21 protein-coding genes and 4 tRNA genes are annotated in these 23,504 nt (G+C 61.5%); 7 read left to right on the top strand and 18 right to left on the bottom strand.

The features are described 5' to 3' along the window. Nucleotides 1-7: 7 nt before the first annotated feature. Together ACF8GF_RS25220 and ACF8GF_RS25215 are read left to right on the top strand one after the other, a co-directional pair. Entirely contained in the window at nt 8-694 is a 687-nt protein-coding gene (locus ACF8GF_RS25220) for an ABC transporter ATP-binding protein (protein WP_021782890.1), read from the top strand. Further along, nucleotides 691-3,198: an ABC transporter permease gene (locus ACF8GF_RS25215; protein WP_392460390.1), complete on the top strand. Its 2,508-nt coding sequence runs from the start codon at nt 691-693 to the stop codon at nt 3,196-3,198. Before ACF8GF_RS25220 ends, ACF8GF_RS25215 begins: the two co-directional genes overlap by 4 nt. Before the next feature lie 97 nt (nt 3,199-3,295). Here ACF8GF_RS25215 and greB read toward each other — a convergent pair whose 3' ends face one another. From greB to ACF8GF_RS25195, 4 genes are all read right to left on the bottom strand, one after another. Then, entirely contained in the window at nt 3,296-3,784 is a 489-nt protein-coding gene (gene greB / locus ACF8GF_RS25210) for a transcription elongation factor GreB (protein WP_209964877.1), read from the bottom strand. Nucleotides 3,785-3,795: 11 nt separating this feature from the next. After that, on the bottom strand, nt 3,796-4,104 hold the full coding sequence (locus tag ACF8GF_RS25205) for a hypothetical protein (protein ID WP_176683944.1): 309 nt from the start codon (nt 4,102-4,104) through the stop codon (nt 3,796-3,798). Nucleotides 4,105-4,352: 248 nt separating this feature from the next. Continuing rightward, nucleotides 4,353-4,790 carry a DoxX family protein gene (locus tag ACF8GF_RS25200; protein ID WP_392460391.1) on the bottom strand — a complete coding sequence of 146 codons (438 nt, stop codon included), beginning with the start codon at nt 4,788-4,790 and terminating at the stop codon, nt 4,353-4,355. A 112-nt stretch (nt 4,791-4,902) separates the two neighbouring features. After that, nucleotides 4,903-6,309, bottom strand: coding sequence for a transglycosylase SLT domain-containing protein (locus tag ACF8GF_RS25195; protein WP_176683945.1), 1,407 nt, complete (start codon nt 6,307-6,309; stop codon nt 4,903-4,905). A 157-nt stretch (nt 6,310-6,466) separates the two neighbouring features. Between ACF8GF_RS25195 and ACF8GF_RS25190 the strand changes: the two genes are divergently transcribed. The 3 genes from ACF8GF_RS25190 to ACF8GF_RS25180 all read left to right on the top strand — a co-directional run bounded on the left by ACF8GF_RS25190 (nt 6,467) and on the right by ACF8GF_RS25180 (nt 9,313). Further along, nucleotides 6,467-7,264: a TatD family hydrolase gene (locus ACF8GF_RS25190; protein ID WP_176683946.1), complete on the top strand. Its 798-nt coding sequence runs from the start codon at nt 6,467-6,469 to the stop codon at nt 7,262-7,264. A gap of 126 nt (nt 7,265-7,390) precedes the next feature. Next, on the top strand, nt 7,391-8,869 hold the full coding sequence (locus ACF8GF_RS25185; protein ID WP_176683947.1) for a methyl-accepting chemotaxis protein: 1,479 nt from the start codon (nt 7,391-7,393) through the stop codon (nt 8,867-8,869). Between the two features lie 75 nt (nt 8,870-8,944). Beyond that, complete coding sequence (locus ACF8GF_RS25180) at nt 8,945-9,313, top strand: Mpo1-like protein (RefSeq protein WP_176683948.1); 369 nt, start codon at nt 8,945-8,947, stop codon at nt 9,311-9,313. A gap of 41 nt (nt 9,314-9,354) precedes the next feature. Here the strand turns inward: ACF8GF_RS25180 and ACF8GF_RS25175 are convergent, their stop codons facing one another. The 3 genes from ACF8GF_RS25175 to ACF8GF_RS25165 form a co-directional block, all read right to left on the bottom strand. Continuing rightward, nucleotides 9,355-10,152, bottom strand: coding sequence for an acyl-CoA thioesterase II (locus ACF8GF_RS25175; protein WP_176683949.1), 798 nt, complete (start codon nt 10,150-10,152; stop codon nt 9,355-9,357). 77 nt (nt 10,153-10,229) lie between these two features. Then, on the bottom strand, nt 10,230-11,009 hold the full coding sequence (locus ACF8GF_RS25170) for a CHAD domain-containing protein (RefSeq protein WP_392488717.1): 780 nt from the start codon (nt 11,007-11,009) through the stop codon (nt 10,230-10,232). A gap of 14 nt (nt 11,010-11,023) precedes the next feature. Beyond that, complete coding sequence (locus ACF8GF_RS25165; protein ID WP_176683951.1) at nt 11,024-11,302, bottom strand: hypothetical protein; 279 nt, start codon at nt 11,300-11,302, stop codon at nt 11,024-11,026. A 177-nt stretch (nt 11,303-11,479) separates the two neighbouring features. Between ACF8GF_RS25165 and ACF8GF_RS25160 the strand changes: the two genes are divergently transcribed. Further along, nucleotides 11,480-12,520, top strand: a complete 1,041-nt coding sequence (locus tag ACF8GF_RS25160; protein ID WP_176683952.1) for a patatin-like phospholipase family protein — start codon at nt 11,480-11,482, stop codon at nt 12,518-12,520. A gap of 115 nt (nt 12,521-12,635) precedes the next feature. Here the strand turns inward: ACF8GF_RS25160 and ACF8GF_RS25155 are convergent, their stop codons facing one another. The 11 genes from ACF8GF_RS25155 to ACF8GF_RS25105 form a co-directional block, all read right to left on the bottom strand. Further along, the gene (locus tag ACF8GF_RS25155; RefSeq protein WP_339443603.1) at nt 12,636-14,507 is read right to left on the bottom strand and encodes a SurA N-terminal domain-containing protein; all 1,872 of its coding nucleotides are present in this window, start codon (nt 14,505-14,507) and stop codon (nt 12,636-12,638) included. A gap of 181 nt (nt 14,508-14,688) precedes the next feature. Then, on the bottom strand, nt 14,689-14,961 hold the full coding sequence (hupB, locus tag ACF8GF_RS25150) for a nucleoid-associated protein HU-beta (RefSeq protein WP_003250246.1): 273 nt from the start codon (nt 14,959-14,961) through the stop codon (nt 14,689-14,691). Nucleotides 14,962-15,113: 152 nt separating this feature from the next. Next, nucleotides 15,114-17,510, bottom strand: a complete 2,397-nt coding sequence (gene lon / locus ACF8GF_RS25145; protein ID WP_176683954.1) for an endopeptidase La — start codon at nt 17,508-17,510, stop codon at nt 15,114-15,116. 164 nt (nt 17,511-17,674) lie between these two features. Then, the gene (gene clpX / locus ACF8GF_RS25140; protein ID WP_003250242.1) at nt 17,675-18,958 is read right to left on the bottom strand and encodes an ATP-dependent Clp protease ATP-binding subunit ClpX; all 1,284 of its coding nucleotides are present in this window, start codon (nt 18,956-18,958) and stop codon (nt 17,675-17,677) included. A gap of 108 nt (nt 18,959-19,066) precedes the next feature. After that, nucleotides 19,067-19,708, bottom strand: coding sequence for an ATP-dependent Clp endopeptidase proteolytic subunit ClpP (gene clpP, locus ACF8GF_RS25135; protein ID WP_003259400.1), 642 nt, complete (start codon nt 19,706-19,708; stop codon nt 19,067-19,069). Between the two features lie 91 nt (nt 19,709-19,799). Further along, nucleotides 19,800-21,113: a trigger factor gene (gene tig / locus ACF8GF_RS25130; protein ID WP_103444061.1), complete on the bottom strand. Its 1,314-nt coding sequence runs from the start codon at nt 21,111-21,113 to the stop codon at nt 19,800-19,802. A 247-nt stretch (nt 21,114-21,360) separates the two neighbouring features. Then, on the bottom strand, nt 21,361-21,660 hold the full coding sequence (locus ACF8GF_RS25125; protein WP_176683955.1) for a DUF6388 family protein: 300 nt from the start codon (nt 21,658-21,660) through the stop codon (nt 21,361-21,363). Between the two features lie 189 nt (nt 21,661-21,849). Continuing rightward, a tRNA-His gene (locus ACF8GF_RS25120) sits at nt 21,850-21,925 on the bottom strand. Between the two features lie 36 nt (nt 21,926-21,961). Next, nucleotides 21,962-22,046, bottom strand: a tRNA-Leu gene (locus ACF8GF_RS25115). 52 nt (nt 22,047-22,098) lie between these two features. Beyond that, a tRNA-His gene (locus ACF8GF_RS25110) sits at nt 22,099-22,174 on the bottom strand. 41 nt (nt 22,175-22,215) lie between these two features. After that, a tRNA-Arg gene (locus ACF8GF_RS25105) sits at nt 22,216-22,292 on the bottom strand. A gap of 269 nt (nt 22,293-22,561) precedes the next feature. Between ACF8GF_RS25105 and folD the strand changes: the two genes are divergently transcribed. Next, complete coding sequence (gene folD / locus ACF8GF_RS25100; protein WP_003250234.1) at nt 22,562-23,416, top strand: bifunctional methylenetetrahydrofolate dehydrogenase/methenyltetrahydrofolate cyclohydrolase FolD; 855 nt, start codon at nt 22,562-22,564, stop codon at nt 23,414-23,416. Nucleotides 23,417-23,504: the final 88 nt, after the last annotated feature.

The following is a 23,504-nucleotide window of genomic DNA, read 5'->3' as shown; positions in this document are numbered from 1 at the left end:
ATTCTCCATGAGCCCCAGCATTCTCGTTGCGCAGAACCTTAGCAAAGTGGTCCCCAGCGCGGAAGGTGACCTCACCATCCTCCACGCGCTTTCTCTCGACCTGGCCCAAGGCGACAGCCTGGCCATCGTCGGCGCCTCGGGCTCCGGCAAATCGACCCTGCTCGGCCTGCTCGCCGGCCTCGACCGGCCCAGCGCCGGCAAAGTCATGCTCGCCGGCCACGACCTGGGGCCACTGGATGAAGACCAGCGTGCCCGTGTGCGTGCCGAACATGTGGGCTTCGTGTTCCAGTCGTTCCAGCTGCTCGACAGCCTCAATGCCCTTGAAAATGTCATGCTGCCACTGGAACTGGACGGCCGCCGCGATGCCCGCGAACAGGCTCGCACCTTGCTGGAACGGGTCGGCCTGGGCAAGCGCCTGAGCCACACACCTCGGCAGTTGTCGGGCGGCGAGCAGCAACGCGTGGCAATCGCCCGCGCCTTCGCCGCGCAGCCTGCGGTGCTGTTTGCCGATGAGCCCACCGGCAACCTCGACAGCCACACCGGCGAGCGCATCAGCGACTTGTTGTTCGAGCTGAACAAGGAGCGCGGCACTACCTTGGTGCTGGTCACCCATGACGAACGCCTGGCCCGCCGCTGCCGGCGCCAGATCCGCCTGGACGCGGGCCGCCTTGTGGCGCCGATGGAGGCCCGGTGAGCCATATGCCGCTGTCCCGCTTGTGTCGCCTGGCACTGCGCCAGTTGCTGCGCGATGTTCGCGCCAGTGAAGTGCGCGTGCTGTTCTTTGCCCTGTTGGTGGCGGTAGCCGCCAGCACCGCCATCGGCTATTTCGGCGCCCGCCTCAACGGCGCCATGCAGCTGCGTGCCAGCGAGTTCCTTGGCGCCGACCTGGTACTGCAGGGCAGCGCCCCGGCCCGCGGACAACAGCTCGATGCCGGCAAGGCACTGGGCTTGCGCCATGCACACGTGGTCGAGTTCACCAGCGTGGTCGGCGGTGACAATGGCATCCAGCTGTCCAGCGTCAAGGCCGCCGACGGCGCCTACCCATTGCGCGGGCAAGTACGCAGCGCTCCGGCACCCTATGCCGAAGAAACACCCGGCGGCGGCCCTGCCCGTGGCGAGGTGTGGGTAGAACCGCGCCTGTTGGCGGCACTGGGGCTGGCGATCGGCGACAGCATCGACGTGGGCATGAAATCCCTGCGCATGAGCCGTGTGCTTACCTACGAACCGGACCGCGCCAACAACTTCTACAGCCTTACCCCGCGCGTGATGATGAACCTGGCCGACCTGGAAGCCACCGGTGTGATCCAGCCGGGTAGCCGGGTCACCTACCGCGACCTGTGGCGCGGCGATGCCGAGGCGCTGGCGCAGTACCGTCAGGCCGTGGAAAAAGACCTGGCCGCCAACCAGCGCCTGCGTGACACCCGCGATGGCAACCAGCAGATCGGCGGTGCCCTGGGCAAAGCCGAGCGCTACCTGAACATGGCCAGCCTGGTGGCTGTGCTGCTGGCAGGCGTAGCCGTGGCTCTGTCGGCCAGCCGCTATGCTGCACGCCGGCTGGACGCCAGCGCCCTGCTGCGCTGCCTGGGCCTGTCGCGCCACCAGGCGTTGGGCCTGTATTGCCTGCAACTGGCCATGCTCGGACTGGTCGCTGCCCTGGCCGGCGCCCTGCTCGGCTGGCTGGCTCAGCTGGGCCTGTTCCGCCTGCTGCACGGCTTGCTGCCGAGCGTGGTGCCCGCCGGCGGCATCATTCCAGCGCTGGCAGGTATCGGTACCGGGTTGGTGGCACTGGCTGGCTTCGCCCTGCCGCCGATTGCAGCGCTGGGCCAGGTGCCGCCACTGCGCGTGCTGCGCCGTGACCTGCTGCCGATACCTGCGCGCAGTTGGTTGGTGTACGGCGCCGCCCTCCTCGCCCTGAGCCTCATCATGTGGCGCCTGAGCCTCGACCTGCTGCTCACCTTCGCCCTGCTCGGTGGCGGCCTGGTCGCTGCACTTCTGCTCGGCGGGCTGCTGTTGCTCGGTTTACGCAGCCTGCGCCAACTGCTGGCCGGAGCGCCACTCACCTGGCGTCTGGGGCTGGGCCAGCTATTACGCCACCCCATGGCTGCGGCTGGCCAGGCCCTGGCCTTCGGCCTGATACTGCTGGCCATGGCCTTGGTCGCCCTGCTGCGCGCAGAGCTGCTCGACACCTGGCAAGCACAGTTACCCAAGGATGCGCCTAACCACTTCGCCCTGAACATCCTGCCAGATGACCGTGAGCTGTTCGCTCAACGCCTGCACCAGGTCAATGCCGCTTCGGCACCGCTCTACCCAGTAACACCCGGACGCCTGGTGCAAATCAACGAAAAACCGGTACAGCAGATGGTCAGCAAGGACTCGGCAGGCGAGCGCGCGGTGCAGCGCGACCTTAGCCTGACCTGGGCCGCCGAGTTACCCGAAGGCAATGTGTTGAGCGCCGGCAGCTGGTGGCAAGCCTTGCCAGCCGACAACGACATCCCCGGGGTTTCGGTGGAAGCGGAACTGGCCAGCAGCCTGAAACTGCAGATGGGCGACCTGCTGACGTTCGATATTGGCGGGCAGCAACGCCAAGCCCGCGTGAGCAGCTTGCGCAGCGTGCATTGGGACAGCTTCCAGCCGAACTTCTACATGATCTTCCAGCCCGGTACGCTGCAGGGGCTGCCGACCACTTACCTGACCAGCTTCTATTTGGCACCGGGGCATGACCTGGATGTAGTGGCACTGTCACGGGCGTTTCCGGCGGTGACCATCCTGCAGGTGGATGCCTTGCTCGACCAGCTGCGCAGCATCCTCGCCCAGGTCACCCTGGCGGTGGAATATGTGCTGCTTTTCGTGCTGGCCGCCGGGCTGGCCGTGCTGTTCGCTGGCTTGCAGGCCACGCTGGACGAGCGCATTCGCCAAGGCGCACTGCTGCGGGCATTGGGTGCGGCGCGGCCGTTGCTGGTCAAGGCACGGCGTATCGAGTTCGGCCTGCTGGGTGCGGCCAGCGGGCTATTGGCGGCCGTGGGCTGCGAACTGATTACCTGGGTACTGTATCGCTATGCCTTCGACTTGCAGTGGAGCCCGCACCCGTGGTTGCTGGTGTTGCCGCTGGCGGGGGCGCTGCTGGTGGGTGGTGCGGGGGTGCTGGGAACGCGGCGGGCGCTGAATGCCAGCCCGCTGGCGGTGTTGCGCGAGGCTTGAGTCCTGGCTGTCAGAGCTTCTGCAGGAGCGACCCTGAGGGCTGGGCGATTCCTTAAAAGGACAGCACATGCCTCAGGGCGGCGCAAAACGGGCCCAGTCAGTCCGTCGAGACGCCCTGGCCGTAACTGATGCTGCTCACATACCAGGTCGCTTCACCGGTAGGTGTATGCACCACCACCTCATCACCCTCCTCCTTCTTCAACAAGGCGCGAGCCATGGGCGAATCGATCGAAATGTAATCGTTGCGCCCGTAGATCTCGTCATAGCCGACAATGCGAAACTTCATGGTCTCGCCCTCGTCGTTCTCGATCTCAACCCAGGCACCGAAAAATACTTTACCTTCCTGCTCAGGCGAATAGGCCACCACTTTCACATCTTCAAGACGCTTGCGCAGGTACCGCACCCTGCGGTCGATTTCGCGCAGCAGCTTCTTGTTGTACTGGTAGTCCGCGTTCTCGCTTCGGTCACCCAACGACGCCGCCCAGGCAACCTTTTGGGTGATTTCCGGACGATAAACCCGCCACAGGTGGTCCAGCTCTTTCTTCAGTGCCTCATGGCCTTCTGTGGTAATGATATTGGTGCTCAATAGCGCATTCCTCAGCGGCGGGTAATCAGGCCTTGACGCGCGATGCGGGTAAGATGGCCTATGACTTCGGCGGCCTCATCCGGCACCGGCGCCTGGATCACAGCCAGATCGAAACGGTCATTGCCATACTGCGCGAGGTGGCAGCCGCTATCGGCAAACTGGATCAGAAAGGCACGTGCCTGCCCCTTGCGCCGTGACAGGCCTTCAAGATGACGCAAAAGGGTGGGCTGATGCCGACCGCCGAGCAGGATGCGCGGTGTACGGGACGCCTGGCTGGCAGGCAAAGGGCTCAAACAGACACTGGTACGTGGGCAACTCATGGAGTTTCTCTCCGCCTCGCGAATCCCGCTGGGCAGCGGTGGGAGGCGTCACCGAACCAGCGCTTTAGCGGTATTTCGGACGACCCGGAGGTGGGGCTTTCCTGCGCCCCGCAAGTAGCTGTTTAAATCGGCGCAGGCGGTATGCTAGAGCGATGAGCCCCAAGTTGCAAGCTACAAGCCGCAAGCAAGAACAAGCCGAGTATTGGCCCGCGCTTGCCTGCGGCTCGTTGCTCGCAGCATAGAGGTGATTAGCGGGCGATCAGGCGGTCGAGCGAAAAGCAGCCGGCGCCTTCGATCATGACTGCAACAGTGCCGGCCAACAGCGCCAGGGCGAACTCATAGCCGTTGTTGGACATGAACAGGCCGTTGCCGATGTGCACCGAAACGATCGCCACTATCAAGGTCACCGTCAGCGCCAGGGCCGCCGGGCGAGCCAGCAGGCCGACCACCAAGGCCAGGCCACCGAAGAATTCGGCACTGCCGGACAGCAAGGCCATCAGATAACCCGGCGCCAGGCCGATGCTTTCCATCCATTGGCCGGTGCCTTCCAGGCCGTAGCCGCCGAACAGGCCGAAGAGTTTTTGCGCACCATGGGCCATGAAGATGATGCCGACCAGGATGCGGATAACGCTTAGGCCTGCGCCAGCACGAGTAGAGAACAGTGCGTTGAGGGTAGTGTTGTTCATGTGGAAGCGTCCTTGAAGCGAAGCAGTTGTGTTGGGATGGGCGCCATCATAATCAATTCAATAGATATGAAAATCGCAAAAAACCCAACATAACAATCGATATAATCGATTGTTAACGCTTCGCTACGCGCTCCAGTGCTGTGCGTTCGCGGTTGAACGCCAGGTAGTACTTGTTGATGCTATTGACGAAATTGACCGGTCCCATCCCCACCTGCTCCATGGCGATACGCTCGGTCTGGAAGAACCACTGGTTACCGTTGAGCCCTCGCCGTCGGGCCTCTGCGCGCATGGCCTGAACCCGCTCGGGGCCAAGGTTGTAGGCTGCCAGCACAAAGGCCATGCGCTCACGCTCATTGATCTTGGCACTGGCAAAAAACTTGCGCCGGATAAGCGCCAGATAACGGGCACTGGCCAGGACATTGCCATCTACCGTCGCGGTATTGCTCACCCCTACCCGCTGGGCCGCCGCGGGGGTAATCTGCATCAGGCCATGGGCACCGCCAGTGCCGCGTGCAGCCGGGTTGAGCGTCGACTCCTTGAAGGCCAGTGCAGCCAGGTTGAGCCAGTCGATCTGTTGCGCCTGGCCGTGTTTCTGCAACACTGCCCGTACCGAGGCCAGACGCTGGCGGCCCTTGCTGGCCAACGGGTTGTGTACCCGGTACTGGCGGCGGTAGATACGCTCGAACGCCGCATCCTGGTTGTCTGGCGCGCGGTAACCTTGCAGAAAGTGATCGACTGTTGCCAACAGTTGCGGCGCATCACGCCCTACATACCAGCGCATGGCTTGCGGCGGCCCCAGGCGCACCCGGCTGTCCAGGCGCAAGCGCGGCATAACCCGGGCCCAACGCCGGGCAATGGGCTGCTCGACCACGGTCAGGTGGTAGATACCCGCCTGTACCATCTCCAGCACATCCTCCACCGCCAGTGTCGAATCGACCCACTCCACTTTGATCAGCGGCCGCTTGCGCAGTGCCAGTTGCTGGTTGACCTGCTGGATCAGCGGCCCGGCGGCACTGGCGCTGGTCAAGGCGACGGTACGCCCTGACAGCTGTTCGACCTTGCTGAAACTTCGCTCGCCTTTGCGCCCGACCAGCGTCAGCGGCACCTGGTCGAGTATCGGCGCACTGCTGCTGACAGCGCCCACCGTCGTGGGGTCAAGCAGCTCGCCTGGCGCGGCCAGGTCACCCTCGCCGCGGGCCAGGGCGCCCAACAACTGCTCCTTGGCTCGCGGGATGAGCTTTAGCTGAATCTGCTGGTCGTCGGCGGTACGAGCATTGAGGAAATGCTCCAAGGCACGCAGGCGATAATACTCGATGCCAACTGGCTCGCCCTTGACCTCCCCCGAGCTGTTGCGGCTCTGGTTGACCAGCACTCGCAGTACTTTGCTGGTGCGAATCTGCAGCAGGTCACGCACCTTGGCAGGCGGTATGTTCTGCTGTGGCCCCGGCGTACGCGCCTGGGCGGGGCCGGTAAAGATCAACCCGAGCGTCAGCAGAAAAATGAGCCAGCATCGCAGCATGCGAAAACGTGTCCGTGGTCGGTGAGCGGCATCCATGGGGTGCACCGCCAAGTGATGAACGACGGCAAATGACCACGGCAACAGCATGAAGTTCTTGGTTTTTTCAGAAAAACGCGGCATTTGCTATGCTGGCCGTCCCGCGGCACGAGACAGCACCATGCAACTGATCGATATCGGCGTCAACCTGACCAACAGCAGTTTCCATGACCAACAGGCAGCAATCGTCGAGCGCGCACTGGAGGCCGGCGTTACGCAAATGCTGCTGACAGGCACCAGCCTGGCGGTCAGCGAACAAGCGCTGGAGCTGTGCCAACAACTGGATGCCAGCGGCGCGCACCTCTTCGCCACGGCCGGCGTGCACCCTCACGATGCCAAGGCCTGGGATGCCGACAGCGAGCGCCAGTTGCGACTGTTGTTGAGTGAACCGCGCGTACGCGCTGTGGGCGAATGTGGCCTGGACTTCAACCGCGACTTTTCCCCTCGCCCGCTGCAGGAAAAAGCCCTGGAAGCCCAGCTGACACTGGCTGCGGAGCTGCGCCTGCCGGTGTTCCTGCACGAGCGCGATGCCAGCGAGCGCTTGCTGGCGATTCTCAAGGACTACCGCGACCACCTGGCCGGCGCGGTGGTGCACTGCTTTACCGGTGAGCGCGAGGCGCTGTTCGCCTACCTGGACCTGGACCTGCACATCGGCATTACCGGCTGGATCTGCGACGAACGCCGCGGTACTCACCTGCACCCGCTGGTGGGCAACATCCCTCAAGGCCGGCTGATGCTGGAAAGCGACGCACCCTATCTGCTGCCGCGCAGCTTGCGGCCCAAGCCCAAGAGTGGGCGCAACGAGCCGGCGTTCTTGCCGGAGGTACTGCGCGAGGTGGCCTCGCATCGCGGTGAGTCAGCCGAGCACACGGCGGCGCATACCACGGCAACGGCGCGCGACTTTTTCCAGCTCCCCTGATTCTTGCGGGTTTCTGCGGAGCGGGTGAACGCCGTTGATATGCATCAACAAATCCCGTCGAGGATGCGGGCACAATGATGGCACCTTGCCAATATTGTTTCCGCTCAACTCAGAGAAGACCTGCCCATGGGTGCCTGGCTTAGCAATGTTTCCCTGAAGTACAAATTCTGGGCCGTCAACGCAGTGGCCTTTGTCACCACCTTGCTGCTGGTGCTGTACGCCGTGCACCTGGAGCAACGCGCACGTGCCGAGGCGGCTCAGAGCCAGGCGGCCGCACAAGCTCAGTTGCTGGCCGCCTGGCCAGCCGGGCAAGCACTGCCACGCCCGGCCAACGTCATCAGTTGGTCAACAGGGCAAACGCCAACCTACGCCGGGGAGGCGCTCGATGCCCTGCGCAACACCCAAGGCTGGGTAGAACTGCCGAGCGCCTGGATCCTCGGTGAAAACCCGCTGCGTGGCGCACAGGTGCTGCGCAACGGCGACCAGCAGTTGGCTGTGCTGGCTCAGTCCCCCAGTCTGCGTCAGGTTTTCTTCGATCGCTTCAGCAATTACGCGGTGTGTGTACTGATCCTGATGCTGGCCATGCTCGGCGCCTCCCAACTGCTGATCCGCTTCCTGCTCAGCCAGCTCAACACCCTCAAGGACGTGATGCTACACGTAGAAAAAACCGGCGACCTGTCGGCCCGCGTACCACTGGCCAGTGGCGACGAGGTCGGCCAGATGGCCGGGGCCTTCAACGCCATGCAGTCCACCTATCACCGCGTGGTCAGCACCGTCGCCCACAGCGCAGCACAACTGGACTCGGGCGCTGCACGCCTGGCCGCCAGCATGAGCGACGTACGCCATGGCATGCTCGGCCAGCAGAGTGAAACCGACCAGGCCGCCACTGCCATCAACGAAATGTCGGCGACCGTGCACCACATCGCCCAGCACGCCGGTGCCACCCGCGATTTGTCACAAACCGCCGACACCTTGGCCGGCAGCGGCCAAGCGGTGGTCAGCCGAGTGCAGGATTCGATTTCCGGGCTTTCCAGCGGCGTGCAGCAAACTGCCGAGATGATTCGACAGCTAGCCGAAGACAGTCAGAAGATCAACGGTGTAGTCAGTGTGATCCACAGTATTGCCGAACAGACCAACTTGCTGGCGCTCAATGCTGCCATCGAAGCCGCGCGCGCCGGCGACCTCGGCCGAGGCTTTGCCGTGGTGGCCGATGAAGTGCGCAACCTGGCCAAACGCGTGCAAACCTCCACGGATGAAATCACTACCATGGTTTCGGCCCTGCAGTCGGGTACCCGCGATGCGGTGGAGTTCATGCAGGAAAGCTCGTACAAGGCCGACGACTGCGTGCGTCAGGCACAGGAAGCCGGTGAGGCGCTGGCTGAAATTACCGGTGCCGTGGCGCAGATGCGCGAAAGCAATACCCAGATCGCTGTAGCGGCCGAGCAGCAAAGCCAGGTAGCCGAGGAAATGAACCGCGCGGTGGTCAGCATCCGCGATGTCACCGAGCGGACCGTGCAGCAGACGGTCGGTTCGGCGACTACCAGCAGCGAACTGGCGACCCTGGCCGGCGAGCTTAACAAGGCCATTGGCCAGCTCAAGCTATAGTCAGCATAGCTAGCCTCGATTGGCCCCCACTCGGGGGCCGCACTAAGCTTTGGGCATGACCGAGAGGAAATCCCCATGAGCAAACGCCTGCCCAATCTTCCCGCCTGGCAATGGCGCGGCTATCACCACAATCACCGCCACCCGGCCAACCTGGTACTGCACCTGATTGCTGTTCCGCTGTTCATTCTGGGGACACTACTGGTGCTGTCCGGCCTGTTCGGTTTCGACCTCGGCCAGATCGCGGTGGGTGTGATTGCCCTGGTCGCCGCGCTGGGCCTGCAGCGCCAAGGGCACCGCCTTGAAGCCGAGCAGCCCGAGCCGTTCGCCAACCGCCAGGATGCCGTGCAGCGCTTACTGACCGAGCAGTTCATCACCTTTCCGCGCTTCGTGCTGAGCGGGGCCTGGTGGAAGGCCTGGCGGGAGCGGCACAAGCACCGACACTGAGTCAGTTGCCGGAGCACTCCTTGTGAGCAGCCTTGCAAGGGTCAGGCGAAAACGGTGACGGTCTGCCGGCTCAACGCCAACAACTCGCCCTGCGCCGTCCACAACGCCGCAGCAGCGTGCCCATAGCCATCCCGCGCATGCTCGGTCTCCACGCAGTACCGACACCAATCCAGGGTCGACAGCTTCGCTGTTGGCTGGATGAACTCGATGGTCCAGGTCAGCGTACTGCCCGCAGCGGGCTGCTTGAGAAACGGCATAAGGCTGGGCGGCCAGGCATCGACCAACGCCAGCACGTGCGCCTCGCTCACCGGTTCTTCCAGCACATCCCGCAAGCGTACCCAACCGCCCATCCTGCGCGACTGATTGCCACTGAACGGCAACCCGCCCACTGCCCAGCGCAGGGCAACATGCCGCATGAACTCAGGGGTAACGCCTTTGATATAGGGCAACTCCGGGGCCGCCTCGTCGAGCGCAGGCATTTCTATGGCCGGTAACGCCGGCACTTCCACCACCGAAGGCCGGCCCGCACCGAAATTGCCCTGCACCAAGGTCACCACCTGGCCAGCCTGAACGGCGCGGCCCAGCAGCGTGCTAACCGCCTTGCCTTCGCGCAAAATCTCCACCTCGAAGCGGATGGGTACATCCGCCGCCGCGGGTGCCACAAAGCTGATGGCCAATGAGCGTACCGGGCGGTTGTCGCAGATCTTGAGGCGCATGGATTCATACACCATGGCCGCCATCAAGCCGCCAAAAGCAGCGCGCCCCTGGGCCCAACTGGGCGGGATGCTGACGGAATCCGGGTTGGCCCGCACGGCGTCGAGCAGTTGGTTGAAATTCATTGGCCGGCTCCTGCCTGCAAAGGAAAAGGTCCGCTCATCCTAGCCAGCAAACCCCGGGGAATCAGCCCGCATATCGGTCATTTTCCGTGATAGCGCCGCGTCAGTGCCTGTTGCAGGGCGTCCAGCGTCATATCTGACTGACGCTCCGCCTCATGCAGTTCCTGCTCCCAATCGGCCCTGCAGGGGAGCAGGTCGGCCTGGTCACGCGCTTGCAGCAGCCATTGCAGGCGGTCGTGCCAATCGCCCAGGTCGCCCTGTGCCTTTTTCAGCAGACGTTGCAGTTTTTTCCCAGCGTGATCGAGTTGCGGGTAGGCCTCATCACCATACCGCGCACGCTTGATCAGCAAACGCAGGCGGTGGCGATCGTGGGCCGGGTCCTGCAACGCTTCGTACAACTTGCGCCACTGCTTGACCAGACGCTTGTCGATGCGCTTGCCCAGCGACTTGACCAACCCCTCCCGGCCCGCCGCCCGCAGGAACAATGGAAAGGCGTCGAGAATCGCCAATACCCTTGCCAGCTGTGGGCTGGCAGCGACGCTGGCGAAGGTCCTGTCACGCCCCTGCAGACGCCGCTGCCCGGCTGCCGCATGACCGCGTCCGATCAGCTCGGCCGCCACTACCTCGCGATCACGCAAGGGCGTGGTAAGGGTACCCAGCGACCTTGCAGCATCCTCGAGCTGCTCCACGCCGGGCAGCCCACGCAGCGGCCTCAACAGACTGCGCAGGCGCCGCAAGGTGACACGCAGGTCGTGCAAGGCTTCGCTGTCGGTATTGGCAGCCAGGCGTTCACGACAGGCCAGCAACCGCACCTGCAAGGTCAGTATCTGGATAACTACATGGTCGAGCATGGCAGACATACGATGCTCCCTGATCAGCGCCCGGCGCGAGATTCACGAATGTAGAAGCGGGCCTTTTCGGCTTTGCGGGTACAGCTTTCAAAGCCTTCGAACTGCTGCTGGGTCTTGGCCCCCGTCAGCAAAGACAAGGCTTTGGAGTAACTGACGGCACCGGCGAAGCCTTCGGCCTTGGCCAGATCCAGCTCCTTCCAGGCGGCATCCAGCTGGGTCGCGCAGCTGTCACGGTAGGCCGTCTTGCCCGCGCAGCCAGCAAGGGCCAAGGCAATCAGTGGAAGGCAAATCCAGGCTTTCATCAGTAATACCTCTATGGAAGAACGGTGGCTGTTCGACGCGCCGACAGCTGGAAAGTGCCACGCCCGGCCGGCGTTGCCTGGCCAGTTTTATTACAGTAGCTCAGCACGATCTACATTGAAGCACAGGCAGCGATGGGTGCATTGTAGGACCATGATGGCACTGGCCGGGGAATGTTCATGAGTAAACGTGTGGCACTGGTACTGGGGTCGGGCGGAGCCCGAGGGTATGCGCACATCGGCGTAATAGAGGAAATCGAGCGCCGCGGCTACGACATAGCCTGCGTTGCGGGGTGTTCCATGGGTGCGGTGATTGGCGGTATCTATGCCGCTGGCAAGCTGGACGACTATCGCAACTGGATCGAGAGCCTCGACTACCTGGATGTGCTGCGCCTGGTCGACGTCAGCTTTCGCCTCGGTGCGATTCGCGGCGACAAGGTGTTCGGGCAGATCCGCAAGATCGTCGGCGAGATAAACATCGAGCAACTGCGCATCCCCTACACCGCAGTGGCCGCCGACCTAACCAACCAGCAGGAAATCTGGTTCCAGGAGGGTTGCCTGCACCAGGCCATGCGTGCCTCGGCGGCCATTCCCAGCCTGTTCACGCCGGTGATGCAAGGCAACCGTATGCTTGTCGACGGCGGCATTCTCAACCCGCTGCCAATCGTGCCTGTGGTGTCCAGCCATTGCGACCTGATCATCGCAGTCAACCTTAACGCCACCAACCAGAAGCAGTACCAGTTGCCGGTGATCGAGCGCCCGGCGGCCTTCAAGATGCGTTTTGACGCCTTGCTGAGCTCGCTGGGCTCACGCTTGCCATTCCGGCGTAAACCGGCGGAAGAGCTGATCCGCATCGAAAAGGAAATCGTCGCCGAAGGGTTGGCACCACCAAGCCCGTGGCTGACCGACAGCGCCGACCCGGAAAGCCAGCAATCAGCGGCGGCCCCGGAGCGCGAGGGCGCGCCTAAGTCGGCCACCGGTTCTTTCATCATCGACAACGTGGGGCCGGCCTCGCTGCTGGACTTGATCAACCAGAGCTTCGAGGTCATGCAGACTTCGTTGGCACAGTACAAGATTGCCGGCTATCCACCGGATGTGCTGATCAACGTGCCCAAGCGGGTGTGCCGGTTTTTCGAGTTCTACAAGGCGCCGGAGCTGATCGCCCTGGGGCGAGAGATTGCACGCGATACGCTGGATAGTTATGAAGGAGTGAAGCGGTAGAACCTGGTCGGCGCCGCCCCTGAGGCGGTGTGGTCTTCGACAATCACCGTCCGCGCGGCTGGCGAAAACGAAACAGGCCGCACGAAGCGGCCTGTTTCTTCATGCAACGAACACCTTAGTAACGAGTGATGTCTGCATTGGCTTCCAGCTGTTTGCGGTAAGCGGCAAAGTCCTGCTGGCCAGCACGTGACGCGAGGTAGCGGCGAATCTGCTGCTTCTCTTCGTCGGTGGCGGTAGCGCCTTCGTTCACACCCTTGAGCTGCAACACCACCAGGCTACCGTCACGCAGCACTACACTGCCGTAAACAGGCTTGTCCTTGGCTTGCGGCTTGCCCAGACGGAACAGTGCCTGCAGCTCGACCGGATCAATACCGTCCTCACCACGGGTGACGGCTTCATAGGCTTTCCAGCCCTGCCCTTCGTGCACGCTGCCTGCTGCGATGGAACCGTCGCGCAGGCCGGCAATCAGCTTGTCCGCCTTGGCCTTGAGCTCGGCAGTCGCCTTCTCTTTGGCCAGGTGCTCCCTGATGTTCTTGGCCACAGCTTCCAGCGGCAGTTGCTCTGGCTTGCGGTGCTCCTTGACGCGCAGCACCACGGTGGTCTCAGGGTCGAGTTCGATGGCGTTGCTGTTGGCACCCTCATCCAGCACTTCTTCAGAGAACGCAGCCTGCACCACCGAACGGTTCGCCGTAATGCCTTCACCACCCTCGCGGCCGAAGGCGGCGGAGGTGTGTACCTTGAGGTTCAGGTCCTGGGCCGGCTGAGCCAGGTCGGAAGCCTCGTAGGCAGCATCCTGCAACTGCTTGCTGGCGTCGACATAACGCTGCTCGACCAGCGGCATCTTCAGATCACGGGTCAGCTTGTCCTTCAAGCTGGCGAAGCTCGGTACTTCTGGCGCCTGCACGCCCAGCAGCTTGATCAGATGGTAGCCAAACTCGGTGCGCACCGGAGCAGATACCTGGCCATCCTGAAGCTTGTACAGCGCCTCTTCGAAGGCCGGGTCGTAGACGCCCGGGCCGGCGAAGCCGAGGTCACCACCGCTGTTGGCGGAGCCTGGGTCCTGGGAGAACTCCTTGGCCAGTGCGGCAAAGTCCTCACCCTTGGCCAGACGCTGCTCGATCTCTTCGGCGCGGGCCTTGGCCTGGGCGTCGGTGACCTTGTCGTTGACCTCGATGAGAATGTGCGCGGCATGACGCTGTTCAGCCAGGTTGGCGATTTCCTTCTCGTACTGAGCCTTGAGCTCTTCGTCGGTCACTTTGACCTGGTCGAAGAAGGCCGACTTCTTCAGCTCTATGTAGTCGATCACGACCTGGTCAGGCGACATGAACTCCTTGGCGTGCTGGTCGTAGTGCGCCTTGACCTCTTCGTCGCTGACCTTGACTGCGGCCGGGTCGGCCTTGAAGGTCAGGGAGGCGAAGTCGCGGGTCTGCTTTTCCAGGCGAGCAAAGGCATCGACCTGCTGATCGGTGACGAAGCTGCTACCGGCCAGGCCGGTGCGCAGTTGGCCGATGAGCATTTCCTCGCCAAGCATCTCGCGGAACTGCATGCGGCCGTAGCCCATCTGGCGGATCACCTGATCGAAACGCTCAGCGCTGAACTTGCCGTCCACCTGGAATTCAGGGGTCTGCAAGATCACCTGATCCAGTGCGGCGTCAGAGAAAGCGAACTTGGCATCTTCAGCGCCTTGTAGCAGCAGCTTGCGGCTGATCAGCCCCTTGAGTGCTTCTTCACGCAGCAACTTGTCATCCAGCAGCGCCGGGTCGAAATCCTTGCCCAACTGTTGCATCAGTTGACGGCGCTGCATCTCGGCCGCCTGGCTCAGTTCGTTCTGGCTGATGGTCTGGCCGTTCACCTTGGCGGCGTCCTGGCTATGAGTGGCGGCCTGAAAAATGGCTTCGAAACCGGTCAATGCCATCAACACGACGATAAGGCCGATGATGGTCTTGGCAATCCAACCTTGTGAATTGTCCCTGATATTTTGCAGCATGCGTCCCCCAGAAACGGCTGTACCACTGCGTCGACAACCGCGGAGCGTGGGTAGAATCCTGATAAAAGAAAGGCGCATCCGAGGATGCGCCTTTTCTTAGCAAACGTGTCAGGCGGGAACGTTTGCGCCCCGCCATCACCGTGCTCGGACCAGGCCAGGCCGGGCCCGGCTGAAAGACGACTTAGTTGACGGCGTCTTTCAGGCCTTTGCCTGCCTTGAAACCTGGAACCTTGGCGGCTTCGATCTTGATGGCCTTGCCGGTTTGCGGGTTGCGGCCGGTACGCTCGGCGCGCTCCTTGACCGAGAAGGTACCAAAGCCAACCAGTACCACATCGTCACCTTGCTTCAGGGCGCCGGTGACGGATTCGATGACTGCGTCCAGCGCACGGCCGGCTACAGCTTTCGGGATGTCAGCAGATGCGGCGATAGCGTCAATCAGTTCCGACTTGTTCACTCTAAGTCCCCTTATTTCTCTATTGAGTTTGTTTCTAAGTATGTAATGAAAAGCTTATGAAACGTGTGCTGGGCGGCCTGACGACAATAGCGTGCCGCTTTATAGCAAGGCCTCGAAAAAACTGTCAAGGAAAGCCCCCCAGCCGAAAACTACTAATGCGTGCTAATTCTTTCCTTGGCATCGCCGTCGCGCTTTTCATCTTTCGCGACAATCTCCGGAGCCACATCTGGCAAGGGCTCCGGGGCGTATTGCAGCGCAATTTGCAGGACTTCGTCAATCCATTTGACCGGTTTGATCTGAAGATCCTGTTTGATATTTTCAGGAATCTCCTTGAGATCGCGAACATTCTCCTCGGGAATGATCACCGTCTTGATCCCGCCACGGTGTGCCGCCAGCAGTTTTTCCTTCAACCCGCCAATGGCCAATACCTGGCCACGCAAGGTGATTTCGCCGGTCATGGCCACGTCGGCACGTACCGGAATCTGCGTCAGCGCCGACACCAATGCGGTGCACATGCCGATACCGGCACTAGGGCCGTCCTTCGGCGTGGCGCCCTCAGGCATGTGGATGTGCACGTCGTGCTTCTCGTGGAAGTCGGCGGCAATCCCCAGGCTGCGGGCGCGGCTGCGCACCACGGTCTGCGCGGCAGTAATCGACTCGACCATGACATCGCCCAGCGAGCCGGTCTTGATCAACTGGCCCTTGCCGGGGATGACCACGGCCTCGATGGTCAGCAACTCGCCGCCCACCTGGGTCCAGGCCAGGCCGGTAACCTGGCCGATCTGGTCCTGCTGCTCGGCAAGGCCATAGCGGAACTTGCGCACGCCCAGCAGGTGCTCCAGCTGCTCGCTGGCCACCTTGACCTTGACCTGCTTCTGCCCGGTATGTTCCTTGACCACCTTGCGGCAGACCTTGGCAATTTGCCGCTCCAGGCCCCGTACACCGGCTTCACGGGTGTAGTAGCGGATGATGTCGCGAATCGCCGAGACGTCGACTTCCAGCTCTTCCTTCTTCAAGCCGTTGGCCTTGACCTGCTTGGGCACCAGGTACTTGACCGCGATGTTGATCTTCTCGTCCTCGGTGTAACCAGGCAGGCGGATGATTTCCATCCGGTCCAGCAGCGCCGGCGGGATGTTCATCGAGTTCGAGGTGCACAGGAACATCACGTCCGAGAGGTCATAGTCGACCTCCAGGTAGTGGTCGTTGAAGTTGTGGTTCTGCTCAGGGTCGAGCACTTCCAGCAGCGCCGAGGCCGGGTCACCGCGCATGTCGCTGCCCATCTTGTCGATCTCGTCGAGCAGGAACAACGGGTTGCGCACGCCCACCTTGGTCATCTTCTGGATCAGGCGACCCGGCATGGAACCGATATAGGTACGGCGGTGGCCACGGATCTCGGCCTCGTCACGCACGCCACCCAGGGCCATGCGCACGAACTTGCGGTTGGTGGCGGCAGCGATCGACTCGGCCAGCGAGGTCTTGCCGACGCCGGGTGGGCCGACCAGGCACAGCACCGGGCCGCGGATTTTCTTGACGCGCTTCTGCACGGCAAGGTACTCGAGGATGCGTTCCTTGACCTCTTCCAGGCCATAATGGTCGGCATCGAGGATTTCCTCGGCCTTGGTCAGGTCCAGACGCACCTTGCTCTGTGCCTTCCACGGCACCTGCACCAGCCAGTCGAGGTACGAGCGCACCACGGTAGCTTCGGCCGACATCGGAGACATTTGCTTGAGCTTGTTCAGCTCCGCCTGGGCCTTGGCCAGGGCATCTTTAGGCAGACCTGCGGCTTCGATGCGCTTTTTCAGCTCTTCGACTTCATTGTGGCCTTCGTCACCATCGCCAAGCTCTTTCTGAATGGCCTTCATCTGCTCATTCAGGTAGTACTCGCGCTGGCTGCGCTCCATCTGCTTCTTGACCCGGCCGCGAATGCGCTTTTCGACCTGCAGCAGGTCGATTTCGGCATCCAGCAGTGCCAGTACGTGCTCGACACGGGTAGTCAAGTCGACGATTTCAAGAATTTCCTGCTTCTGCTCGATCTTCAGGGCCATGTGCGCGGCCATGGTGTCGACCAGGCGCCCTGGCTCTTCGATGCTGTTCAGCGAAGACAGCACTTCGGCAGGCACTTTCTTGCCCAGCTGAACATACTGCTCGAACTGCGACAGCAGCGTGCGCACGAACACTTCCGACTCGCGTTCGGCAGTGTCGGTTTCGTCGATGAGGGAGACTTCGGCACGGATGTGCCCTTCAACTTCGGAGAAGCGCTCGACCGCACCACGCTGCTCGCCTTCGACCAGCACCTTGACGGTGCCATCAGGCAGCTTCAGCAGTTGCAGCACGGTGGCAACGGTACCGACGCGGTACAGGGCGTCCTCACCCGGGTCGTCGTCGGCTGGATTCTTCTGGGCCAGCAGAAGGATCTGCTTTTCGCCCGTCATCGCCGCCTCGAGGGCTTCGATGGACTTTTCACGCCCCACGAACAGCGGGATAACCATGTGCGGGTAAACAACGACATCGCGCAATGGCAAAAGAGGCAAGTCGAGGGTGGTCTTCATGATTTCGCCTCTACAGCGGCCTTATGGCCGGAAACCGGTGGAAATGATGCTTGGACCTAATGTGGGGGCACGCTTGGGAAATTACAAGCGCTTGCTCAGGAAAAGCAGAAAGGGGCCCGTAGGCCCCCATCTTGCTTGCAACCGAGAACCGGCCTTCGCCTGAATCAGGCGTCTGGCGCGGCCTTGGCTTGCGGTTCGCTGTTTTCGTAAATCATCAGCGGCTGCGAGGTGCCCTCAATGACGCTCTCGTCGATAACTACCTTGCTGACATCCTTTTTCGAAGGAATCTCGTACATGGTATCGAGCAGCACGCCTTCGAGGATCGAACGCAGGCCACGAGCGCCAGTCTTGCGCTCCAGGGCCTTGCGTGCAACGGCCTTGAGCGCATCGCTACGGAACTCGAGGTCAACGCTTTCCATCTCGAACAGCTTGGCATACTGCTTGGTCAAGGCATTCTTCGGCTCAGTGAGAATCTGCATCAACGCAGCCTCATCCAGCTCGTCAAGGGTAGCCAGTACCGGCAGACGGCCGACGAATTCCGGAATCAGGCCAAACTTGACCAGATCGTCCGGCTCGACCTCACGCAGGGATTCGCCAACCTTCTTGCCCTCTTCCTTGCTGCGCACTTCAGCTCCAAAACCGATGCCACCCTTGGTGGAACGGTTCTGGATGACCTTTTCCAGGCCCGAGAACGCACCACCACATATGAACAGGATGTTGCGGGTATCAACCTGCAGGAACTCCTGTTGCGGGTGCTTACGGCCACCCTGCGGCGGAACCGAGGCCACGGTGCCCTCGATCAGTTTCAGCAGTGCCTGCTGCACGCCCTCACCGGAAACATCACGGGTGATGGACGGGTTGTCCGACTTGCGCGAGATCTTGTCGATTTCGTCGATGTAGACAATGCCCATCTGGGCCTTCTCAACGTCGTAGTCGCACTTCTGCAACAGCTTCTGGATGATGTTCTCGACGTCCTCACCCACATAACCGGCCTCGGTCAGGGTGGTGGCGTCAGCAATAGTGAACGGTACGTTCAACAGACGTGCCAGGGTTTCGGCGAGCAGGGTCTTGCCCGAGCCAGTCGGCCCGATGAGCAGGATGTTGCTCTTGCCCAGTTCGACTTCGTCACCCTTCTTGTCACGCTGGTTCAGGCGCTTGTAGTGGTTGTACACCGCTACGGCCAGCACCTTCTTTGCGCGCTCCTGACCAATGACGTACTGGTCCAGGATGCCGCTGATTTCTTTCGGCGAAGGCAATTTGTGCGCGCTGCTCTCGGCCTGGGCTTCCTGCACCTCCTCACGGATGATGTCGTTGCACAGGTCGACGCACTCGTCGCAGATAAATACCGAGGGCCCGGCAATCAGTTTGCGCACTTCGTGCTGGCTTTTGCCGCAGAAGGAGCAATAAAGCAATTTGCCGCTGTCCTCGCCGTTACGGGTGTCAGTCATTCGATCGATCCAATCCGGTAGGCTTGCAACACAAGATGAAGGCAATTGCGGGCTTTTTCAAGTCCGCAGGTAGGCGCTTTCGACGCCCACCTGCTCTGACCCCCCGGTTCAGGAGGCCAGTTGCCGCTTGTCATAGACCGAGTCGATCAGGCCGTACTCGGCTGCGCGCGAGGCGCTCATGAAGTTGTCACGTTCGGTGTCACGCTTGATGGTCTCGAGGTCCTGGCCGGTGTGATAGGCCAGCAGCTCGTTCAGACGGGCCTTGATATTGAGGATTTCCTGGGCGTGGATCTCGATATCGGTGGCCTGACCCTGGAAGCCGCCCAGCGGCTGGTGGATCATCACGCGCGAGTTCGGCAGGCAATGACGCTTGCCCTTGGCACCTGCCGCCAGCAGGAAGGCGCCCATGCTGCAGGCCTGGCCGATGCAGATGGTCGAAACGTCCGGCTTGATGAACTGCATGGTGTCGTAGATCGACATGCCGGCAGTGACGGAACCGCCCGGCGAGTTGATGTACAGATGGATATCCTTGTCCGGGTTTTCCGCCTCAAGGAACAGCAGTTGCGCAACGACGAGATTGGCCATGTAGTCCTCTACCGGGCCAACCAGGAAGATCACACGCTCCTTCAACAGGCGCGAGTAGATGTCGTAAGCGCGTTCGCCACGGGCGGACTGCTCGATAACCATCGGGACCAGGCCGCCTGCGGCCTGGATGTCAGAGCTCTGCTGAATATAAGAATTGCGGGACATGTCCTGCGCTCACTCCCAAATAGTCATGGCTTGAATACGCACAAGCCAGCTCGAAGGCTGGCTTGTGGAGGTTTCCTACGAGAGAAGCCTGTTACTCAGCAGCGGCAGGAGCCTCGGCTGGTTTAACGGCTTCTTCGTACGAGACCGACTTGTCGGTCACAGTCGCTTTCTGCAGAACAGTATCTACAACTTGTTCTTCCAGCACAACCGAACGCACTTCGTTCAGTTGCTGGTCGTTCTTGTAGTACCAGGCGATGACCTGCTCAGGCTCCTGATAAGCCGAAGCCATTTCTTCGATCATCTCGCGAACCTTGGCGTCGTCTGGCTTCAGCTCGAACTGCTTGACCACTTCGGCCACGATCAGGCCCAGCACAACGCGGCGCTTGGCTTGCTCTTCGAACAGCTCGACTGGCAACTGCTCAGGTTTGATGTTGCCACCGAACTGCTGAACAGCCTGCACGCGCAGACGGTTGACTTCGTTTTCCAGCAGGGCTTTTGGCACTTCGATCGGGTTGGCGGCCAGCAGACCGTCCATGACCTGGTTCTTGACCTTGGTCTTGATCGCCTGACGCAGCTCACGCTCCATGTTCTTGCGGACTTCGGCGCGGAAGCCTTCCAGCGTCGATTCCTTGATGCCGAACTGGGCGAAGAACTCTTCGTTCAGTTCTGGCAGTACAGGTGCCGAAACGCTGTTGACGGTGATGGTGAACTCAGCGGCTTTGCCAGCCAGGTCCAGGTTCTGGTAGTCCTCTGGGAAGGTCACGTTGACAACGCGCTCTTCGCCAGCCTTGGCGCCAACCAGACCTTCTTCGAAGCCTGGGATCATGCGGCCGGAACCCAGCACCAGCAGGGTGCCCTTGGCCGAACCACCGGCAAACACTTCACCGTCGACCTTGCCGACGAAGTCGATGTTGACCTGGTCGTCGTTCTGCGCAGCGCGCTCGACGGCCTCGAAGCGGGTGTTCTGCTTGCGCAGCACTTCCAGCATGTTGTCCAGGTCGCTGTCAGCCACTTCGGCGCTCAGGCGCTCGACCTTGATCGACTCCAGGCCTGCAACCGTGAACTCGGGGAACACTTCGAAGATGGCGACGAATTCCAGATCCTTGCCCTTTTCGAAGGACTTCGGCTCTACGGCCGGGGAACCAGCCGGGTTCAGCTTCTGCTCGACGATGGCTTCGTAGAAGGAGGCCTGCACCAGGTCACCGAAAGCCTCTTGACGGGCGTCCGCCTCGAAACGCTGACGGATCACGGTCATCGGTACCTTACCAGGACGGAAGCCCGCGATCTTGGCGCGCTTGGCAGTCTGCTGCAGACGCTTGTTGACTTCGTTCTCGACGCGCTCGGCCGGAACGGCGATGGTCATGCGGCGCTCGAGAGCGGAAGTGTTTTCAACAGAAACTTGCATGGATATTCCTCGTTGCACAGACGTTAGCCGGCGTTAGCCCGACTCCAGAATCAAGGGCAAACATTCTAGTGAGTCACGCAGCAGAAGTCACCCCACACGGGACGACGGGAAACAACGCCGGTCGATTAACTTAAAGGCCCGCACGGCGCACCGCCGAGCCTGCTTCCAATCGGGGCTGCACGACGCCCGGGGCGGCCTGCAGCCGAAATACCTTGTCAAACAACTACCAGCAACGCATTCGCTTCCTTTATTCAGGATCGATTTCGTTGAACTGGCAGTATTCCTCCCATTCCAGCCCCAGCGCCTCGGCCACTTCACGGTGCGTTTCCAGGCGCATGGCCTGCAGCTGCTCCGGGGACTCGGCAATCAATTGCAGCGCCAGCTCCCAAGGCTCGATACCCTGCTCCGCGGCTGCATCCTCGAACGCCCATTCGATCTGCTGAGCCTGCTCGCGCGCATCCAGCTCGCGGATCTCCTCGAGCAACTGCGGACTGGCTTCGGCAAAGCGCTGCAGCGCCAGGGCCTGACGGGCTTCTTTCGCAATCATGGTGGTGTCCTTTGCCGGCCAAACGGGCCGGTGTTTCAACCGGCTGAAATCTAACAGCTTTTATTGGGGTGCCACCAGAGGATTACAAGGGGGCAGGAGGTGTTTTGGTCGGGACGCGACTCACCACCGCCACGCGGACCCAAAACAAAAAGGCGCCCGATCTCACGATCAAGGCGCCTTTCAGGAATATGGGGTGGACGATGGGAATCGAACCCACGACAACTGGAATCACAATCCAGCGCTCTACCAACTGAGCTACGCCCACCATATTGCGGTCTTGCGGTACAACTTTACAGAAGCATGGTGCGGACGAAGAGACTCGAACTCTTACAGCTTGCGCCGCTGGAACCTAAATCCAGTGTGTCTACCAATTTCACCACGTCCGCGTAACGCTTAAAACAAAGGCGCCAGATGCTATCGAGGCGCCCTTGAAGAATATGGGGTGGACGATGGGAATCGAACCCACGACAACTGGAATCACAATCCAGCGCTCTACCAACTGAGCTACGCCCACCATATTGCATTACAGTCTACTTGCTTGCCAAAGCTGCCTAATGGCGCGCCCGGCAGGACTCGAACCTGCGACCATCCGCTTAGAAGGCGGATGCTCTATCCAGCTGAGCTACGGGCGCTTAAGCTTGAAGCCTAACCGAACGAGACGCTAACAAGGAACTGTTAAACCACTCATTCTGCCCGACTTAGCCAACCAGTGCTAGGCTGTGCCCGACAAGTGCGGCGAATCTTATAGTCGACCCCGAAAGTCGTCAACACCTTTTTCGAAAAAATTTAAATTATTTAAGGGCTTAGGGGATTTGCCCGACCACCCGCCTTTGCCCTTGGCCCATGTCGTGCGAGAATGCGCGCTCTTTATTGTTCCTTCTCGATGGTTAATCACGCGTCTATGACTGCACACCTAATCGATGGCAAGGCTATCGCCGCCAGCCTGCGCCAGCAGATCGCTCAACGTGTCGTGGAGCGTCGCCAGCAAGGCCTGCGCACGCCGGGCCTGGCAGTGATCCTGGTCGGCACCGACCCCGCCTCCCAAGTCTATGTCTCGCACAAGCGCAAGGACTGCGAAGAGGTCGGTTTCATTTCGCAGGCGTTCGACCTGCCCAGCGAGACCACGCAACAAGCCCTGACCGAGCTGATCGACCGTCTCAATGACGATCCGGCCGTCGACGGCATCCTGCTGCAACTGCCGCTGCCGGCGCACCTGGACGCCTCGCTGCTGCTCGAGCGCATTCGCCCGGACAAGGATGTGGACGGCTTCCATCCGTACAACATCGGCCGCCTGGCCCAGCGTATTCCGCTGCTGCGCCCGTGCACACCGAAAGGCATCATGACCCTGCTGGAAAGCACCGGCCAGGACCTGTACGGCATGAACGCGGTGATCGTCGGCGCGTCCAACATCGTTGGCCGCCCGATGGCCATGGAGCTGCTGCTGGCCGGCTGCACCGTGACCGTCTGCCACCGCTTCACCAAAGACCTGGCCGGCCATGTCGGGCGTGCCGACCTGGTGGTCGTGGCTGCCGGCAAGCCGGGCCTGGTCAAGGGTGAGTGGGTCAAGGAAGGCGCCATCGTCATCGACGTGGGCATCAACCGCCAGGAAGACGGCAAGCTGGTCGGCGACGTGGTCTACGAGACTGCCTTGCCACGCGCCGGCTGGATCACACCGGTGCCGGGCGGCGTCGGGCCGATGACCCGGGCGTGCCTGCTGGAGAACACGCTGTATGCAGCAGAAGAACTGCACAAGTAATACCGCGTGATGCAAAAACGGCACCTCTTGCAGGTGCCGTTTTTTTGCCCGTGATTGATGGTGCGGGTCAAGACCACCGCCCGCTGAT

Source organism: Pseudomonas sp. yb_5, from assembly GCF_043103865.1.
GTDB lineage: Bacteria > Pseudomonadota > Gammaproteobacteria > Pseudomonadales > Pseudomonadaceae > Aquipseudomonas > Aquipseudomonas putida_Y.
Note: the sequence above shows the minus strand (reverse complement) of the source record. Positions and strands in the feature narration are given on the sequence as shown.

Bases quoted from the DNA above. Each gene is read 5' to 3' on its own strand.
- ACF8GF_RS25220 (WP_021782890.1), top strand. From the start codon at position 8: ATGAGCCCCAGCATTCTCGTTGCGCAGAACCTTAGCAAAGTGGTCCCC.
- ACF8GF_RS25205 (WP_176683944.1), bottom strand. From the start codon at position 4,104: ATGAGTTGCCCACGTACCAGTGTCTGTTTGAGCCCTTTGCCTGCCAGC.
- ACF8GF_RS25200 (WP_392460391.1), bottom strand. From the start codon at position 4,790: ATGAACAACACTACCCTCAACGCACTGTTCTCTACTCGTGCTGGCGCA.
- ACF8GF_RS25195 (WP_176683945.1), bottom strand. From the start codon at position 6,309: ATGCTGCGATGCTGGCTCATTTTTCTGCTGACGCTCGGGTTGATCTTT.
- ACF8GF_RS25190 (WP_176683946.1), top strand. From the start codon at position 6,467: ATGCAACTGATCGATATCGGCGTCAACCTGACCAACAGCAGTTTCCAT.
- ACF8GF_RS25185 (WP_176683947.1), top strand. From the start codon at position 7,391: ATGGGTGCCTGGCTTAGCAATGTTTCCCTGAAGTACAAATTCTGGGCC.
- ACF8GF_RS25180 (WP_176683948.1), top strand. From the start codon at position 8,945: ATGAGCAAACGCCTGCCCAATCTTCCCGCCTGGCAATGGCGCGGCTAT.
- ACF8GF_RS25175 (WP_176683949.1), bottom strand. From the start codon at position 10,152: ATGAATTTCAACCAACTGCTCGACGCCGTGCGGGCCAACCCGGATTCC.
- ACF8GF_RS25170 (WP_392488717.1), bottom strand. From the start codon at position 11,009: ATGTCTGCCATGCTCGACCATGTAGTTATCCAGATACTGACCTTGCAG.
- ACF8GF_RS25165 (WP_176683951.1), bottom strand. From the start codon at position 11,302: ATGAAAGCCTGGATTTGCCTTCCACTGATTGCCTTGGCCCTTGCTGGC.
- ACF8GF_RS25160 (WP_176683952.1), top strand. From the start codon at position 11,480: ATGAGTAAACGTGTGGCACTGGTACTGGGGTCGGGCGGAGCCCGAGGG.
- ACF8GF_RS25155 (WP_339443603.1), bottom strand. From the start codon at position 14,507: ATGCTGCAAAATATCAGGGACAATTCACAAGGTTGGATTGCCAAGACC.
- lon (WP_176683954.1), bottom strand. From the start codon at position 17,510: ATGAAGACCACCCTCGACTTGCCTCTTTTGCCATTGCGCGATGTCGTT.
- clpX (WP_003250242.1), bottom strand. From the start codon at position 18,958: ATGACTGACACCCGTAACGGCGAGGACAGCGGCAAATTGCTTTATTGC.
- clpP (WP_003259400.1), bottom strand. From the start codon at position 19,708: ATGTCCCGCAATTCTTATATTCAGCAGAGCTCTGACATCCAGGCCGCA.
- tig (WP_103444061.1), bottom strand. From the start codon at position 21,113: ATGCAAGTTTCTGTTGAAAACACTTCCGCTCTCGAGCGCCGCATGACC.
- ACF8GF_RS25125 (WP_176683955.1), bottom strand. From the start codon at position 21,660: ATGATTGCGAAAGAAGCCCGTCAGGCCCTGGCGCTGCAGCGCTTTGCC.
- folD (WP_003250234.1), top strand. From the start codon at position 22,562: ATGACTGCACACCTAATCGATGGCAAGGCTATCGCCGCCAGCCTGCGC.